Here is a 14,460-nt window from a genome sequence, read left to right on the forward strand (position 1 = left end):
GGAGGAGGGGAAGCCCGAGGAGATCTTCGCCCGGCCTAGGGAGGAGAGGACCCGGGCCTTCCTGGAGCGGGTCCTCCACCACTAGGCGTGGAGGCTCTAAAGGCTCTTCTGGACCCCAGGGCGGACCCGGCCTTGAGGCGCCGGGGGCTACGGTTTTATGGGCTTGTCCTCTTCCTGGGGAAAGGAGGGGTTCTCCTTCTCCTCTCCTTCCTCCTGCCGCGGGCCTTCCACCCCGCCCTGTACCTCCTGGCCTTCCTTGGGGGGCTTTGGCTCTACCGCCAGGGCGAGGAGGCCCTGAAGGAAGAGGGCCCCTTGGCGCCCTTAGTGGCCGTGGGGCTGGGGGCGGCCCTCTTCTTCTTCCTGGGGGTGATGGGTCTTCTCATGAGGCCCCAGGGACTTTTCCTCCTCCTCCTGGGCCTGGGTTGGGGCCTGGCCCTCGGGCGCCGGGCGGAAAGGGCTATGGGCGGAAGGGGAGCAGGTCCTTGAGGCGCACCCGGGCCAGGGCCCGCACCTCTTTGAGCTTTTCCTGGGCCCGCTTCTGGCCGAGCCCGTAGACCAGGGGGAGTTTTTCGTGGTCAAAGGTGTCTATGGGGAAGGGGGGGTCCAGGGCGATGACCAGGTCCGCCTCCTTCAGAGCCAGGGCCTTGAGCCTCCTGCGGCTCGCCTCGCCCGCCAGGAGGGCGGCCTCGAGGGCCGTTTTGGGCGGGTCCTTGGGCGGAGGGTTGGAGACGTCCACGGCCACCACCTTGGGGAAGAGGGCCTTGGCCGCCCGCACCGGCACCTTCTCCGCCACGTCCCCGTCCACGAGGAGCCGCCCCGCAAAGGCCACCGGGGGGAAGAAGCCCGGGATGGCCATGCTGGCGAGGACCGCCTTCCACACCGGCCCCTCCCTTAAGACCACCCCTTCCCCCGTGAGGAGGTCCGCCGCCTGGAGGGCCAGGGGGATGGGGCTTTCCTCCAGCCGCGCCTCGCCAAAAAGGGCCTTGAGTCCCTCCTCCAGCCGGTCCACCGCCACCACGGCCGGGCGCCGGAAGGCGATGAAGAGCCGGGCCAAGGCCCGTAGGCTCCCCGCCCGGGAAAGCTCCGCCACCTCCCGGTCAAAGATGGCTTCGTGCACCTTCCAGGGATTCCGGTGCCCGAAGGCCCAGGCCGCGGCCGCCAAGGCCCCGGCGGAGCTTCCCGCAAGGCCCCGGATGGGGACGCCCGCCTCCTCCAAAACCGCGAGCACCCCGAGGTGGGCGTACCCCCGGACGCCCCCTCCCCCCAGGGCCAAGGCCACGCCGCGCACGGCCTAGTACCCCAGGCCAAGCTCCTGGGCCTCGCCGAGGAGCTCGTCCAGAAGCTCCCTTCCCCGCTTCCTTGAAGCTTCCAGGTAGGCCAGGAGGTCCTTGGCCCGCACCCGGCGGTGGGTGCCCACCTTGTGGTGGGGAATCTTGCCCTCCTCCAGAAGCCGGACCAGGTAAGGCCGGGAGACCCCGAGGAGCTCGGCCGCCTGGCCCGTGGTGAGCTCGGCCTCCAGGGGTACAACCCGCACCGCCTCGCCCCGCAAAAGCGCCTCCAAAAGCTCCCGGAAAAGCCGGGCCAGCTCCGGGGTGAGCACCAAAGAGGCCTCCTCGAGGCGCAGGACCTTGCCCGGGGAAAGCTTTTCCCTGAAGGCCTTGAGCGCTTCCGCCGAAGGTGTAGGGGCAAAGAGAACGCCCTCCATACCCACCTCGGACCCCAGCCTACCCGACAAACGAAATAAACGCAATCGGCCCTGACCCTCAGGCGGAAGGGAGTCGGGTTCCACGCCGAAAGGGCGGCATCGGCGATGCCCCATTCCAGGTAGAATGGCCCCATGCGGCCGGACCTTGCCCGAGTGCCCGGGGTCCTGGGCGAGATCGCGAGGAGGCGGGCCTTGGAGGTGGCCCCCTACCCCCTTCCCGAGCCTCCTCCGATGCCCTCCTTCAAGGAAGCCCTGAAAGGCCCGGGCCTGGCGGTTATCGCCGAGGTGAAGAAGCAGAGCCCCTCCGAGGGGGCCATCCGCCAGGTGGACCCGGCGGAGGCCGCCTTGGCCTACGCGCGGGGCGGGGCGAGGGCGGTGAGCGTCCTCACCGAGCCCCACCGCTTCGGGGGAAGCCTTTTGGACCTCAAGCGGGTGCGCGAGGCGGTGGGCCTTCCCCTCCTCCGCAAGGACTTCGTGGTGGACCCCTTCATGCTGGAGGAGGCGAGGGCCTTCGGGGCGAGCGCCGCGCTCCTCATCGTGGCCCTTTTGGGGGAGCTCACGGGAGCCTACCTGGAGGAGGCGAGAAGGCTCGGCCTGGAGGCCCTGGTGGAGGTGCACACCGAAAGGGAGCTGGAGATCGCCCTCGAGGCCGGGGCCGAGGTCATCGGCATCAACAACCGCGACCTCGCCACCCTGCAAATAGACCTGGCGACCGCCCCCCGCCTCGGCCGCCTGGCGCGGGAGCGGGGCTTCGGCGGGGTCTTGGTGGCGGAGTCGGGGTATTCCAGGAAGGAAGAGCTGAAGGCCCTGGAAGGGCTCTTTGACGCCGTCCTCGTGGGGACGAGCCTCATGCGGAGCCCAAACCTGGAGGAAGCCCTCCGCCAGCTTGTAGGATAGGGCCATGCGCCTCATCCCCGCGGTGGACCTGAAGTCGGGCAAGGCGGTGCGCCTCTTGGAGGGGGACCCCGCCCGGGCGACCATTTACGGGGACCCGGTGGAGGCCGCCCTGCGCTTCCAGGAGGAGGGGGCGGGCCTCCTCCACCTGGTGGACCTGGACCGCGCCTTAGGCACGGGGGAGAACCGAGAGGCCATCCGGCGGATCGCCCACGCCCTCTCCATCCCCTTCCAGCTCGCGGGGGGCATCCGGAGCCTCGAGGCCCTGAGGGAGGCCCTCGCCTTGGGGGCGGGCCGGGCGGTGGTGGGCACGGTGGCGGTGAAGGACCCGGGGCTTCTCGCCAGGATGCTGGAGGAGGCGGGCCCGGAGCGCCTGGCCGTGGCCCTGGACGCCCGGGGCCTGGAGGTGGTGGCCGCGGGCTGGCGGGAGAGGACCGCCCTTTCCGCTTTGGACCTCCTAAGGACCTGGGCGGAGATGGGGGTGCGCACGGTGATCTACACCGACGTGCGCCGGGACGGGACCCTGAAGGGCCTGGACCTGGAGGTGGTGGCCCGGGTGCGGGAGGCCTGGCCCTTCGCCCTCATCGCCGGGGGAGGCATCGCCTCCTTGGAGGACGTCCTCGCCCTGAAGCGCCTCGGGGTGGAGGGGGCCCTCCTGGGCAAGGCCCTCTACGAGGGGCGGGTAAGGCTTCCAGAGCTTTTGGAGGTGGTATGAAGCTCGTCCAATGGGTCTTCCTCCTGGTGAGCCTGGGAGCGGGAGCGGCGGGGGTTTACCTCTACTACGCCTACCCCTTTTTGGCCCTGCCCTCTCCTTGGGGCCTCCTTCCCCTTTACTACCTGCTCCCCGGGGCCTACCTCTTGGGCCTCCTGGTGGGGGGGCTTTTCGCCCTGGCCCTTTGGCTTAGGGGGCTTGGGGAAAGGCGTGCCCTCCTAAGGGCGGTGCGGCGGCTTCAGGAGGAGGTGGAGGCCCTCAAGCGGGAGCGTCTCGAGGAGATCTCCCGCATCCCCGACCGGGACGAGGCATGAGCCGGGTCCGCTGGAGGCTCCTCTCCCTGCCGCCCGTCGCCGAGTGGCGGGAGGTGATGGCCCGCTTTGGGGTGGGCCCCGAGGCGGCTTTGGCCCTCTGGCACCGGGGGGTGAGGGCGCCTTTGGACCTGGACCCGCCCCTTAGGCTCCTTCCCTTGGTGGGCCTCGAGGCCGCGGTGGACCTCCTCCTTTCCGCTCTAAAGGAGGGAAAGCGCATCCGCGTTCACGGGGACTACGACGCCGACGGGCTCACGGGCACGGCCCTCCTGGTGCGGGGGCTTTCCGCCTTGGGGGCCCGGGTCCACCCCTTCATCCCCCACCGCCTCGAGGAGGGCTACGGCGTCCTCATGGACCGGGTTCCCGAGCACCTGGAGGCCGCGGAGGTCTTCCTCACCGTGGACTGCGGCATCGCCAACCACGCCGAGCTCAGGGAGCTCGTGGAGAACGGGGTGGAGGTCCTGGTCACCGACCACCACACCCCGAGGGACACCCCGCCACCCGGGGTGGTCCTCCACCCCGCCTACAGCCCGGGTCTCGAGGAAAAGCCCACGGGGGCGGGGGTGGCCTTCCTCCTCCTCTGGGCCCTCCACGAGCGCCTGGGCCTCCCCCCGCCCCTGGAGTACGCCGACCTCGCCGCGGTGGGCACCATCGCCGACGTGGCCCCCCTTTGGGGCTGGAACCGGGCCCTGGTGAAGGAGGGCCTGGCCCGGCTCGCCTCCTCCTCCTGGGTGGGCCTGAGGCTTCTCGCCGAGGCCGTGGGGTACACGGGGAAGGCGGTGGAGGTGGCCTTCCGCGTCGCCCCCCGCCTGAACGCCGCAAGCCGCCTGGGGGAGGCGGAAAAGGCCCTAAGGCTTCTCCTCACCGACGACGAGGCCGAGGCGCGGGGGCTGGTGGAGGAGCTTTCCCGCCTGAACGCCCGCCGCCAGGCCATAGAGGAGGAGATGCTCAAGCGCCTTCTGCCCCAGGCCGACCCGGGGGAGAAGGCCATCGTCCTCCTGGACGAGGAGGGCCACCCCGGGGTGATGGGCATCGTGGCGAGCCGCATCCTGGAGGCCACCCTTAGGCCCGTCTTCCTGGTGGCCCAGGGCAAGGGCACGGTGCGGAGCCTTCCCCCCATTAGCGCCGTGGAGGCCCTGAAGAGCGTGGAGGACCTCCTTCTCCGCTACGGGGGGCACCGGGAGGCGGCGGGCTTCGCCCTGGAGGAGGGGCGCTTCCCCGAGCTGAAAAGGCGCCTTTTGGCCTTTGCCGGGGGCTTTCCCGACCCGGTGCGGGAGGTGGAGCTCGTTTCCCCCCTTCCCGCCCCCTCCCTCCTCCCCCAGGTCTTCCACGAGCTGGCGCTCCTTGAGCCCCACGGGGCGGGCAACCCCGAGCCCCTTTTCCTCATGGCGGGGGTTCCCGAGGACGTGCGCCTCCTAGGGGAGGGGCGGCACCTGGCCTTCCGCCTAGGGGGAGTGCGGGTGGTGGCCTGGCGCATGGGCCAGGCGGCCTTGCCCCAGGAGGTGGAGGTGGCGGGCCTCCTCAGCGAGAACGCCTGGAACGGGAGCCTGAGCTACGAGGTCCAGGCCCTGGACTTAAGGGAACCCGGGGACCTCGAGGGCGGGGTGGCGCCCTTCGCCCACCCCCTGCCCCTCCTCGAGGCCCTGGCCCGGGCCCGGATGGGGGAGGGGGTCTACGTTCCCGAGGACAACCTCGAGGGCCTGGACTACGCCAGGAGGGAGGGCTTCCGCCTTCTGCCCCCCGAGGAGGCCTCCCTTTGGCTCGGCCTTCCTCCCCACCCCGTGAAGGGGGTCCGGGTGGAGGTGGCCCTGGGCCGGGAAAGCCGCGCCCGCCTCCTCGCTCCCCCGGCCCTCTTTACCCCCGAGGAGCGGCTCCGCCTGGCCATCGCCCGCCGCCTCCTCTTCGCCTACGAGCGCCGCCACCCGGGGCTTTTCAGCGAGGCCCTCCTCGCCTACTGGGAGGTGAACCGCATACAGGAGCCCGCGGGAAGCCCATGAGGCCCGGGCCTACGCCGGGGCCTGGCGGGTTGGGCAATCCTTGCCGGGGTCGGGCACCGCCGACCCTTTGGAGGAGGGTTCTTTGGTCGGCCAGGGGAAGACCCCCCGGACGAGCCCCTCGTATGCCGCCTTTAGGGGGGCTTCCCTTCCTCACCCTGAACCTGGGGCTCGCCCGAGGGGTGGTGGAGGCCCCCAGGCTCACCCTATTTGGCTGAGGGCCTCCCGGATCCTCTCCGCCTGCTCCAGGTTCTCCCTAAGCCTCGCCTCCTCCGCTTCCACCACCTCCTTGGGGGCTTTCTCCCGGAAGCCGGGGGCGGAGAGCTTACGCTCGCTCTTCTCCGCCAGGCTTAAGAGCTCCTTCAGGCGCTTCTCCTGGCGGCGCTTCCACTCCTTCACGTCCAGAAGCCCTTCCAAGGGCATGCGCGCCGTCACCTTGGGCATGGCCTTCACCAGGGCCTTTTCCGGCCTCTCGGAAAGGAGCTCGGCCCGGCCCAAGAAGCGGAAGACCTCGAGGTTCTCCCGCACGGGGGCGGTCTCCCCCTCGAGGTACACCCGCACCTCCTGGGCCGGGGGAAGCCCGGCCTCGGCCTTCAGGGCCCGCACCGCCGTCACCGCCTGCTTCAGGGCCTCAAAGGCTCCCTCGGCCTCCTCGTCCCTCGCCCCGGGCTCGGGCCAGGCCTCCAGGGCGAGCTCCTCCTTCCCGGTGAGGGCCTGGTAGAGCTCGCTGGTGAGGAAGGGCATCATGGGGTGGAGGAGCTTGAGGAGGGCGGCGAGGACCTCCTCCAGGGTCCTTAGGGTGTGGGCGTTCCCCGCCTTGAGGGCGGGCTTGCTGGCCTCGAGGTACCAGTCGCAGAACTCGCTCCAGACGAGCTCATATACCTCCCGGGCCGCCTGGGCCAGGTCCAGGGCCTCGTAGAGGGCGGTGATCTCCCGGATGCCCCGGCTTAGGCGGCTTCGCATGAAGCGGTCCGCCAGGGTGGGCCGGTCTTCCCTGGCCGAAAAGCCCTCCCGGGCGAGGAGAACGAAGCGGGCGGCGTTGTAGAGCTTGTTGGCGAAGTTCCGGGCCATCTCCAGCCAGCGGAGGTCAAGCCTTATGTCCTGCCCCCCCGTGGCGAGGTAGGTGAGGGCGAAGCGGAGGGCGTCCGCCCCATAGCGCTCCACCATCTCCAAGGGGTCTATCACGTTCCCCTTGGACTTGGACATCTTCTGACCCTTCTCGTCCAGCACGAGGCCGTGGAGGAGGACGGTTTTAAAGGGCCTCTCCCCCATGAAGTGGTAGCCCGAGACCTCCATGCGGGAGACCCAGAGGAAGAGGATGTCGTACCCCGTGACCAGGACGTCCCCGGGGTAGAAGGCCTTCAGGTCCTCCGTCTTCTCGGGCCAGCCCAGGGTGGAAAGGGGCCAAAGCGCCGAGGAGAACCAGGTGTCAAAGACGTCCTCGTCCCGCTTGAGGCGTGGGCTTCCGCAGGCCTCGCAGGAGGTGGGGTCTTCCAGGTAGCGCTCAGGCCTCGGCACGTTCACCGCCCCGCAGTCCTCGCAGTACCAGGCGGGGATCTGGTGCCCCCACCAGAGCTGCCGGGAGATGTTCCAGTCCCGGACCCCCTCCAGCCAGTCCATGTTGACCTTCTTCCAGCGCTCGGGGACGAAGGCGATGTCCCCCCGCCCGAGGCCCTCCAGGACCTCTTCCGCCAAGGGCTTCATCCTGAGCCACCACTGGGGGAAGATGGCGTACTCCAGGGGGGTGCCGCAGCGGGAGCAGGTGGCGAGGGCGATGGTGTAGTCCTCCTCCTTCACCAGGTGCCCCGCCTCCCGGAAAAGCTCCACCGCCTTCCTCCGGGCGGCGAAGCGGTCCAGGCCCCTTAGGGCCTCGGGGACCCTCTCTCCTTCCATCTTCCCCTCGAGGTTGATGACGGAAACGGGCTTTAGGCCGTGGCGCTCCCCGATCTCGTAGTCCAGGGGGTCGTGGGCCGGGGTGACCTTTAGGGCCCCGGTGCCGAAGTCCTTCTCCACGGCGGGGTCGGCGAGGATGGGGATCCAGACCTCAGTGAGGGGGATCCGGGCCCTTTTGCCGACCAAGTGCCGGTAGCGCTCGTCCTCGGGGTGGACGGCGATGGCCTGGTCGGCGAAGACGGTTTCGGGGCGCACCGTGGCGATTTCAATGAACCCTCCCCCCTCCACCTCGTAGCGCAGGGTGTAGAGCTTGCCGGGGGTGGGCTCGGTCTCCACCTCGAGGTCCGAGAGGGTGGTCTCGCACCGGGGGCACCAGTTCACGAGCCTAGGGGCGCGGTAGGCCAGGCCCTCGTGGTAGTAGCGGCAGAAGGCGTAGCGCACCGCCTTGGAGCGCTTCTCGTCCATGGTGAAGGCCTCCCGGCTCCAGTCGGCGCTGGCCCCTAGCCGCTTGAGCTGCTTGAGGATGGTCCCCCCGGACTCCTCCTTCCACCGCCAGACCCGCTCTAAGAACTTCTCCCGCCCCAGGTCGTGCCGGGTCTTCCCCTCCTTGAGGAGGAGGCGCTCCACCACCACCTGGGTGGCGATGCCGGCGTGGTCGGTGCCGGGGATCCAGACCGCCTCAAACCCCCGCATGCGCTTGTAGCGGATGAGGGCGTCCTGGAGGCTGTTGTCCAGGGCGTGGCCCATGTGGAGGGAGCCGGTGACGTTGGGGGGCGGCATGAAGATGACGAAGGGGGGCTTGCCGCTTCTGGGGTCCGCCACGAAGGGGTTCTTCGCCCACTTCTCCGCCCACTTGGGCTCCACGGACTTGGGGTCGTAGGCCTTGGGTAGGTCCATGCTACCCTCTACTTTACCCGTAGGCGCTAGGATGGAGCCATGGGCGAGGCGGCCCGGGCGTTGCCCGTAAGCCTTACGGGTCGCAAGGTAGGGGAGGATGTGGTCCAGGAGGTCCGCACCGAGGGCCGACTGCGTGGACGCTCCCTTGGACCTGGCCGCCCTTTACGAGGGGGTAGAGCTGGAGAGGGCGTAGAGGTAGTACCGCCCCTCCCCCAGGTGGAAGAAGGCCTCCTCGTAGGCCAGGCCTTCTATGGGGGTCCCCTGGGGAATGGGGAGGAGGACCCCGCCCACCCGGACCCCCTCGGGCAGGACCTCCAGGACCCCCTGGGCCACCTCTTGGCTTTCCCCCTCGGGGTCGTTCAAGGGGGTGTAGAGGAGGCGCACCGGGAGGCCCCGGAGGCTATTTAGGACGTTCCTTTGGTCGCCAAAGGGCGCCCGGTGGAGGAGGCGCTCCTCCACCTCCGCCACCTCCCCCAAAAGGGCGTAGCGGTCCAGGGGGAGGAGGGCCCTGCCGCTTTCCAGGAGGACCAGGAAGCGGGTCCGGTCCTCCCCGCTTAGGCGCACGGGGGCCTTGTGAGGGCCCACCTTTGGGTCTTGGTCCAGGTCGCCCTGAAGGAGGGCCTTGGCGGCCTCCAGGGCCTCTTCCCTGGTGGCGTAGAGGCTGTAGGGGTTCACCTTGAAGAGGAGCTCGTAGCCCCTGGGGCCCTGCACCAGCCAGGCCAGGTGGAGCTCGTAAAAGCGCTTCTTCTGCCACTCGGGGTACACGGGCGAGTATACTGTACCTTTGCCCCTTGCCCAAAACTATCCTCGGGTATACTCTAGTCCCGGTATGGCGCTATCCGAAGAGCGGGTCCTCGAGGCCCTGCGCACCGTGATGGACCCCGAGCTCGGCAAGGACCTCGTCTCCTTGGGCATGGTGAGCGAGGTCCGGGTGGAGGGGGGCCGGGTGGACCTCCTGGTGAACCTCACCACCCCGGCCTGCCCCCTGAAGGGCCAGATAGAGGCGGACATAAGGCGGGCCCTCGCCCCCTTGGGGGCGGAGGAGGTGCGGGTGCGCTTCGGGGGAGGCGTGAGGCCTCCCGAGCAGTACCCCATCCCCGGGGTCAAGCACGTGGTGGCCGTGGGCTCGGGCAAGGGCGGGGTGGGGAAGAGCACCGTGGCCGCCAACCTGGCCCTGGCCTTGAGCCGGGAGGGGGCCAAGGTGGGGCTTCTGGACGCCGACCTCTACGGGCCCAGCCAGGCGAAGATGTTCGGCCTCGAGGGGGAAAAGCTCAAGGTGGACGGAAACCGCAGGATCCTTCCCCTGGAGCGCCACGGGATCCGGGTCCTCTCCCTGGCCAACATCGTCCCCCCGGGGCAGGCCATGGTCTGGCGGGGGCCCATCCTCCACGGCACCATCCGGCAGTTTCTGGAGGAGGTGGCCTGGGGGGAGCTGGACTACCTGGTGGTGGACCTGCCCCCAGGCACGGGGGACGTGCAGCTAAGCCTCGCCCAGCTCACCCGGGTCTCGGGCGGGGTCATCGTCACCACCCCCCAGGAGGTGGCCCTTATTGACGCCGAGCGGGCCGCGGACATGTTCAAGAAGGTCCAGGTGCCCCTCTTGGGCGTTTTGGAGAACATGAGCGCCTTCCTCTGCCCCCACTGCGGCAGGCCCACCCCCATCTTCGGGGAGGGGGGCGGCAGGCGGCTTGCGGAGAGGCTCAAGACCCGCTTCCTCGGGGAAGTTCCCCTCACCCTTCCCCTCAGGGAAAGCGGCGACCGGGGCGTGCCCATCCTGGTGGCCGACCCCGAGGGCCTCGAGGCCCAGGCCTTCCTCAAGGCGGCCCGGGAGCTCGCCGCGGCCTTAAGCGTGCAGGCCTTTTTGCCCTTGCCCATGGCCTAGGCATGGCCCTTCTTCTGGAAGGCACCAAGGAAAAGGTTCTGGACCTCCTCCGGGTCAAGCCCCTCACCGCCAAGGAGGTGGCCGCCGCCTTGGGGGTGAGCCGGGCCGCGGTCCAGAAGCACCTCCAGGACCTCGAGGCCCGCGGCCTGGTGCGCTCGGAGGTGCGGAAGTGCCCGGGGCGGGGAAGGCCCTACCGGCTTTACCGGGCCCAGGACGGGGAGAGCTCCTACGCCGCCTTATGCGGGGACGTGCTCCGGGGCCTCGAGGAGGCCTTGGGGAAGGAGAGGGTGGTGGCGCTCCTCCTCCAAAGGCACCGGGCCCTTCTCGCTCCCCTGGCCCGGGAGGGCCTTCCCTTGCGGGAGCGCCTTGCGCGCTTGGCGGCCTTCCTTAAGGAGCAGGGCTACGAGGCGGAGGTGGTGGAGGAGGGAGGGCGCCTTTACCTTTGCCAGAGGCGCTGCCCCAAGCTCGCCCTCTCCCGGGACCACGAGGCCCTCTGCGAAAGCGAGCTTCTCGCCTACCAGGAGCTTCTGGGCCTGCCTTTGGTGCGGGAGGAGCGCATCGCCAGCGGGGGAAGCTGCTGCCGCTACCGGGTAGAATAGCGGGGTGTGGGTCTACCGCCTGAAGGGCACCCCTTGGGAGCTGGACCCCATCCTCCCCGAGCTCTTTGACCGCGGGGCGCGGGGGCTAGAGGAGCGGGAAGGGGAGGTCCTGGCCTACTTCCAAGCCCCCCTGGAGCTTCCCTTCGGGGGGGAGTGGGAGGAGCTTCCCGACGAGGACTGGCTTTCGGCCTGGCGGCGGGACCTAAAGCCCGCCCTGGCCCCGCCCTTTGTGGTCCTCGCCCCCTGGCACGCCTGGGAGGGCCCGGAGGTCCCCTTGGTCATAGAGCCCGGCATGGCCTTCGGCACCGGGCACCACGAGACCACCCGCCTCGCCCTCATGGCCCTCGCCCGCCACCTCCGCCCCGGGGAAAAGGTCTTGGACCTGGGCACGGGAAGCGGAATCCTGGCCATCGCCGCGGAGAAGCTTGGGGGAGAGGCCCTGGGCGCGGACATAGACCCCGCCGTGCTTCCCCAGGCGGAGGCCAACGCCAAGAGGAACGGGGTGTCCCCCCGCTTCCTCCTCGGGAGCCTGGAAGAGGCCCTTCCCCACGGGCCCTTCTCCCTGGTGGTGGCCAACCTCTTCGCCGAGCTCCACGCCGCCTTTGCCCCCCGCTACCGGGAGGCCCTCGTCCCAGGGGGTAGGCTCCTCCTCACCGGGATTCTCCGGGAGAAGGCCCCCTCGGTGCGGGAGGCCCTGGAGGGGGCGGGCTTCCTGCCCCTGGAGGAGGAAGGAGAGGGGGAGTGGGTCCTCCTCGCCTACCGGAGGTAGCGTGCGCCCCCACCGCGCCTACAGCCCCGGCCTCACCGGGGTCCTTCCCCCGGAGGAGGGCCGCCACCTGGTGGAGGTCCTGAGGGCCCGGGTGGGGGACCGCTTCACCGTGTTTGACGCCGAGCGGGAGGCTTTGGCCGAGGTGGTGGACCTCGGCCCCCCGGTGCGCTACCGCCTCCTGGAGGAGAGGAGGCCAGAGCGGGAGGTGGGGGTGGAGGTGGTCCTCTACGTGGCCCTCCTCAAGGGGGACAAGCTTTCCGAGGTGGTGCGGGCCGCCACGGAGCTCGGGGCTACCCGCATCCAGCCCCTCATTACCCGGCACTCCGTCCCCAAGGAGATGGGGGAGGGGAAGCTCCACCGCCTTCGGGCCATCGCCAAGGAGGCGGCCAAGCAGTCGGGGAGGCTTTGGGTCCCCGAGGTCCTCCCCCCCATCCCCCTTGGGGAGGTGCCCCGGGTGGACCAGGGCCTCTTGGCCCACGTGGGGGCGAGGGTGAGGGTGCGGGAGGTCCTGGACCCAGAAAAGCCCCTCGCCCTCGCCGTGGGCCCCGAGGGGGGGTTCGCCGAGGAGGAGGTGGCCCTCCTAGGGGAGCGGGGCTTCGTCCCGGTGACCTTGGGAAGGCGCATCCTCCGGGCGGAGACCGCCGCCATCGCCCTCCTCGCCCTCTCTACCGCCGGGGAGGGAAGGTGAGGCCGCCCCGTGCTGGCCCCGGGAAAGCGCGCCTAGAGCGCCCTTTTGCCTCGGCTTGGATTCTTTTACTGCTTCTTCCCCTCCTCGCCGCCTGCCGCTACACCTTCTTGCCCCTGGACCCGGGGGTGCCTCCCCTTTCGGAGAGGCCCTTCGCCGTGGCCCGCCTCTTCCCGGAAGGGGGAGAGGCGAGGCTCGCCCTCCGGGTGGAGAGGCTTCCCCGGCCCGGCTACCTCCTCCTCCGCTGGTTCCACGAGGAGGCCCTTCTAGGGGAAAAGGCCCTCTTCCTGGAGGGTCCTGGGACCTACGAGGCCCGCTTTCCCCTGGGGGAGGGGTACCACCGCCTGGTGGGGCTTTGGGAGGGAGAGCCCCTCTTCCAGCTGGACCTGGGGACCCCGAGGCTACCGGACCCCGAGGAGGTAAAGGACCAGGGGAACCGTTAGGAAGGCGAGGAAGGTGGAGACCACCACGCTCCGGGCGACCCTAAGGGCGTCCCCGCCGAACTCCTTGGTGAGGAGGAAGGCGTTCACCGCCACGGGGGTGGCGGACTGGAGGACCAGGACCTGGTGCTCAAGCCGGGGGAGGCCGAGGAGGGCCCCCACCCCGTAGGCCACGAGGGGGGCGAAAAAGAGTCTCAGGGCGCTGGCCACGCCCTCAAAGGCCCCGACCCGGAAAGGGGTCTTGGCCATCTGCATCCCCAGGGTGAGGAGGAGGACGGGGATGGCCGCCTGGCCCATGAGCCTGACCCCCTCGTCCAGGCGGAAGGGGAGGGTGAGGTCCAGGGCCCTCAAGAGGAGGCCCAGGAAGAGGGGGTAGAAGAGGGGGAGGCGCAGGGTGAAGAGAAAGCCTTCCTTCAGGCCTCCTCCCCGGATGAAGGCCGGGCCCAGGCCGAACATCACCACGCTGGAGAGGACGAAGTAGACCACGGCCCGCCGCAGGCCCTCCTCCCCCAGGGCGAAGAGGGTGAGGGAGAGCCCCATGTTTCCGGAGTTGGGGAAGAGGCCGCAGACGAGAAGCCCCTTGGCGGCTTCCCGGGAGAGGCCGAGGAGCCTGCCCGTGGCCCCGATGAGGAGGTAGAGGGCCCCGTAGGTGAGGGCGAAGCCCAGGACGAGCCCCCAAAGCCCCTCCCGGGTGTACTCCGCCCGGTACATGCTGTCCAGGATGAGGGCGGGCACCAGGAGGTAGAGGGTGAGGCGGCTTAGGGTGGTGAGGTCCATGGGAAGGCGTTTTCCCAGAAGGTAGCCCGAGGCCACCACCAGGGCCACGGGGACCACGGTGTTGAGGAGGGCCTCCATGTGGGGCATTCTAGGGGTATGCCCACGTATCGGGAACTGGCGGGGGCCATCCGGGAGGTCCTCCTCCGGGGAGCGGTGGCCCCCAGGCGGCAGGTCCTCCCCATCCCCGGGGGGAGCTTTTTGGTGATGCCCGCCGCCGACCAGGAGGTGGTCCTGTGCAAGCTGGTGACGGTGGAGCCCCAAAAGGGCCCGGCGGTGCAGGCCGAGGTCTGGGCCAAGCGGCTTTCCGACGGGAAGGTCTTCCACCTCCCCGGGGAGGAGCTCACCCGGAGGCGCACCGCCGCCCTTTCCCTCCTGGCGGCGGAAACCCTCGCCCTAAGGCGGGAGGGGGCCCTTTTGGTGGTGGGGCCCGGGGCGGTGGGGGAGGCCCACCTCGAGGCCTTCCGCGAGGCCTTTCCCCTCACCCGGGTCCTGGTGCGGGGGAGGGGAAGGGAGCGGGTGGAGGCCTTTTTGGCGAAGGCCCGGGCCCTAGGGCTTCCCGCCGAGGAATGGCGGGGGGAGGAGGTCCCTGAGGACGTGGCCTTCGTGGTCACCGCCACCCCAAGCCCCACCCCGGTCCTCCCCGAGCGGGTGCCCGAGGGGGTGTTCCTCGCGGCGGTGGGTTCCTTCCGCCCGGAGATGCGGGAGGTGCCCGAGGCCCTGGTGCGGGAGGCCGCGCTTTACTGCGACACCGAGGACGCCCTCCTCGAGGCTGGGGAGCTTCAGGGGGTGGGAAGGCCCGTGGTGACCCTACGGGAGGCCCTCCTGGGCCAAAGGAGCGAGGGGCGGTTCGTCCTCTTCAAGAGCGTGGGCCACGCCCTCTTTGACCTGGCGGCGGTGCGGGC

General features: G+C 70.1%; 16 protein-coding genes and 1 pseudogene. 12 read left to right on the forward strand and 5 right to left on the reverse strand.

All coding sequences use genetic code 11. The features are described 5' to 3' along the window. Positions 1-85, forward strand: a pseudogene (locus ABJK26_RS00005) (peptide ABC transporter ATP-binding protein); the annotation flags it as partial. A 2-nt stretch (positions 86-87) separates the two neighbouring features. Further along, positions 88-486 carry a hypothetical protein gene (locus ABJK26_RS00010; RefSeq protein ID WP_347240117.1) on the forward strand — a complete coding sequence of 133 codons (399 nt, stop codon included), beginning with the start codon at positions 88-90 and terminating at the stop codon, positions 484-486. On the opposite strand, the gene ABJK26_RS00015 is transcribed toward ABJK26_RS00010, so the two are convergent. Continuing rightward, the gene (locus tag ABJK26_RS00015; protein ID WP_347240118.1) at positions 458-1,288 is read right to left on the reverse strand and encodes a patatin-like phospholipase family protein; all 831 of its coding nucleotides are present in this window, start codon (positions 1,286-1,288) and stop codon (positions 458-460) included. The genes ABJK26_RS00010 and ABJK26_RS00015 overlap by 29 nt on opposite strands. 3 nt (positions 1,289-1,291) lie before the next feature. Further along, positions 1,292-1,705 carry a helix-turn-helix domain-containing protein gene (locus tag ABJK26_RS00020; protein WP_347240119.1) on the reverse strand — a complete coding sequence of 138 codons (414 nt, stop codon included), beginning with the start codon at positions 1,703-1,705 and terminating at the stop codon, positions 1,292-1,294. A 132-nt stretch (positions 1,706-1,837) separates the two neighbouring features. Here ABJK26_RS00020 and trpC point away from each other — a divergent pair, with 132 nt between their 5' ends. From trpC to recJ, 4 genes are read left to right on the forward strand one after another with little or no spacing between them, the layout of a single operon-like run. Continuing rightward, positions 1,838-2,602, forward strand: a complete 765-nt coding sequence (gene trpC / locus ABJK26_RS00025; RefSeq protein WP_347240120.1) for an indole-3-glycerol phosphate synthase TrpC — start codon at positions 1,838-1,840, stop codon at positions 2,600-2,602. Positions 2,603-2,606: 4 nt separating this feature from the next. Next, complete coding sequence (gene hisA / locus ABJK26_RS00030) at positions 2,607-3,314, forward strand: 1-(5-phosphoribosyl)-5-[(5-phosphoribosylamino)methylideneamino]imidazole-4-carboxamide isomerase (RefSeq protein WP_347240122.1); 708 nt, start codon at positions 2,607-2,609, stop codon at positions 3,312-3,314. Further along, the gene (locus tag ABJK26_RS00035) at positions 3,311-3,625 is read left to right on the forward strand and encodes a hypothetical protein (RefSeq protein ID WP_347240123.1); all 315 of its coding nucleotides are present in this window, start codon (positions 3,311-3,313) and stop codon (positions 3,623-3,625) included. The genes hisA and ABJK26_RS00035 overlap by 4 nt, the downstream gene beginning before the upstream one ends. Next, positions 3,622-5,619, forward strand: coding sequence for a single-stranded-DNA-specific exonuclease RecJ (gene recJ, locus ABJK26_RS00040; RefSeq protein ID WP_347240124.1), 1,998 nt, complete (start codon positions 3,622-3,624; stop codon positions 5,617-5,619). Before ABJK26_RS00035 ends, recJ begins: the two co-directional genes overlap by 4 nt. 198 nt (positions 5,620-5,817) lie before the next feature. On the opposite strand, the gene ABJK26_RS00045 is transcribed toward recJ, so the two are convergent. Together ABJK26_RS00045 and ABJK26_RS00050 are read right to left on the reverse strand one after the other, a co-directional pair. Beyond that, entirely contained in the window at positions 5,818-8,406 is a 2,589-nt protein-coding gene (locus tag ABJK26_RS00045) for a valine--tRNA ligase (protein WP_347240125.1), read from the reverse strand. Positions 8,407-8,568: 162 nt separating this feature from the next. Beyond that, positions 8,569-9,171 carry a hypothetical protein gene (locus tag ABJK26_RS00050; protein WP_347240126.1) on the reverse strand — a complete coding sequence of 201 codons (603 nt, stop codon included), beginning with the start codon at positions 9,169-9,171 and terminating at the stop codon, positions 8,569-8,571. 64 nt (positions 9,172-9,235) lie between these two features. Here ABJK26_RS00050 and ABJK26_RS00055 point away from each other — a divergent pair, with 64 nt between their 5' ends. The 5 genes from ABJK26_RS00055 (at position 9,236) to ABJK26_RS00075 (ending at position 12,784) form a co-directional block, all read left to right on the forward strand. Then, positions 9,236-10,288 carry an Mrp/NBP35 family ATP-binding protein gene (locus tag ABJK26_RS00055; protein WP_347240127.1) on the forward strand — a complete coding sequence of 351 codons (1,053 nt, stop codon included), beginning with the start codon at positions 9,236-9,238 and terminating at the stop codon, positions 10,286-10,288. A 2-nt stretch (positions 10,289-10,290) separates the two neighbouring features. Next, positions 10,291-10,887, forward strand: coding sequence for a helix-turn-helix domain-containing protein (locus tag ABJK26_RS00060; RefSeq protein ID WP_347240128.1), 597 nt, complete (start codon positions 10,291-10,293; stop codon positions 10,885-10,887). A 4-nt stretch (positions 10,888-10,891) separates the two neighbouring features. Then, entirely contained in the window at positions 10,892-11,656 is a 765-nt protein-coding gene (locus ABJK26_RS00065; protein ID WP_347240129.1) for a 50S ribosomal protein L11 methyltransferase, read from the forward strand. Between the two features lies 1 nt (position 11,657). Continuing rightward, positions 11,658-12,344, forward strand: coding sequence for a 16S rRNA (uracil(1498)-N(3))-methyltransferase (locus tag ABJK26_RS00070; protein ID WP_347240130.1), 687 nt, complete (start codon positions 11,658-11,660; stop codon positions 12,342-12,344). A gap of 107 nt (positions 12,345-12,451) precedes the next feature. Continuing rightward, complete coding sequence (locus ABJK26_RS00075) at positions 12,452-12,784, forward strand: hypothetical protein (protein ID WP_347240131.1); 333 nt, start codon at positions 12,452-12,454, stop codon at positions 12,782-12,784. Here ABJK26_RS00075 and ABJK26_RS00080 read toward each other — a convergent pair. Continuing rightward, entirely contained in the window at positions 12,743-13,645 is a 903-nt protein-coding gene (locus ABJK26_RS00080) for an AEC family transporter (protein ID WP_347240132.1), read from the reverse strand. The two genes, ABJK26_RS00075 and ABJK26_RS00080, sit on opposite strands and share 42 nt — an antisense overlap. Before the next feature lie 9 nt (positions 13,646-13,654). Here ABJK26_RS00080 and ABJK26_RS00085 point away from each other — a divergent pair. Next, the coding region (locus ABJK26_RS00085) for an ornithine cyclodeaminase (RefSeq protein WP_347240133.1) at positions 13,655-14,460 on the forward strand (806 nt) is incomplete at its 3' end.

Origin of the sequence: Thermus sp. (assembly GCF_039793865.1) — a bacterium.
GTDB lineage: Bacteria > Deinococcota > Deinococci > Deinococcales > Thermaceae > Thermus.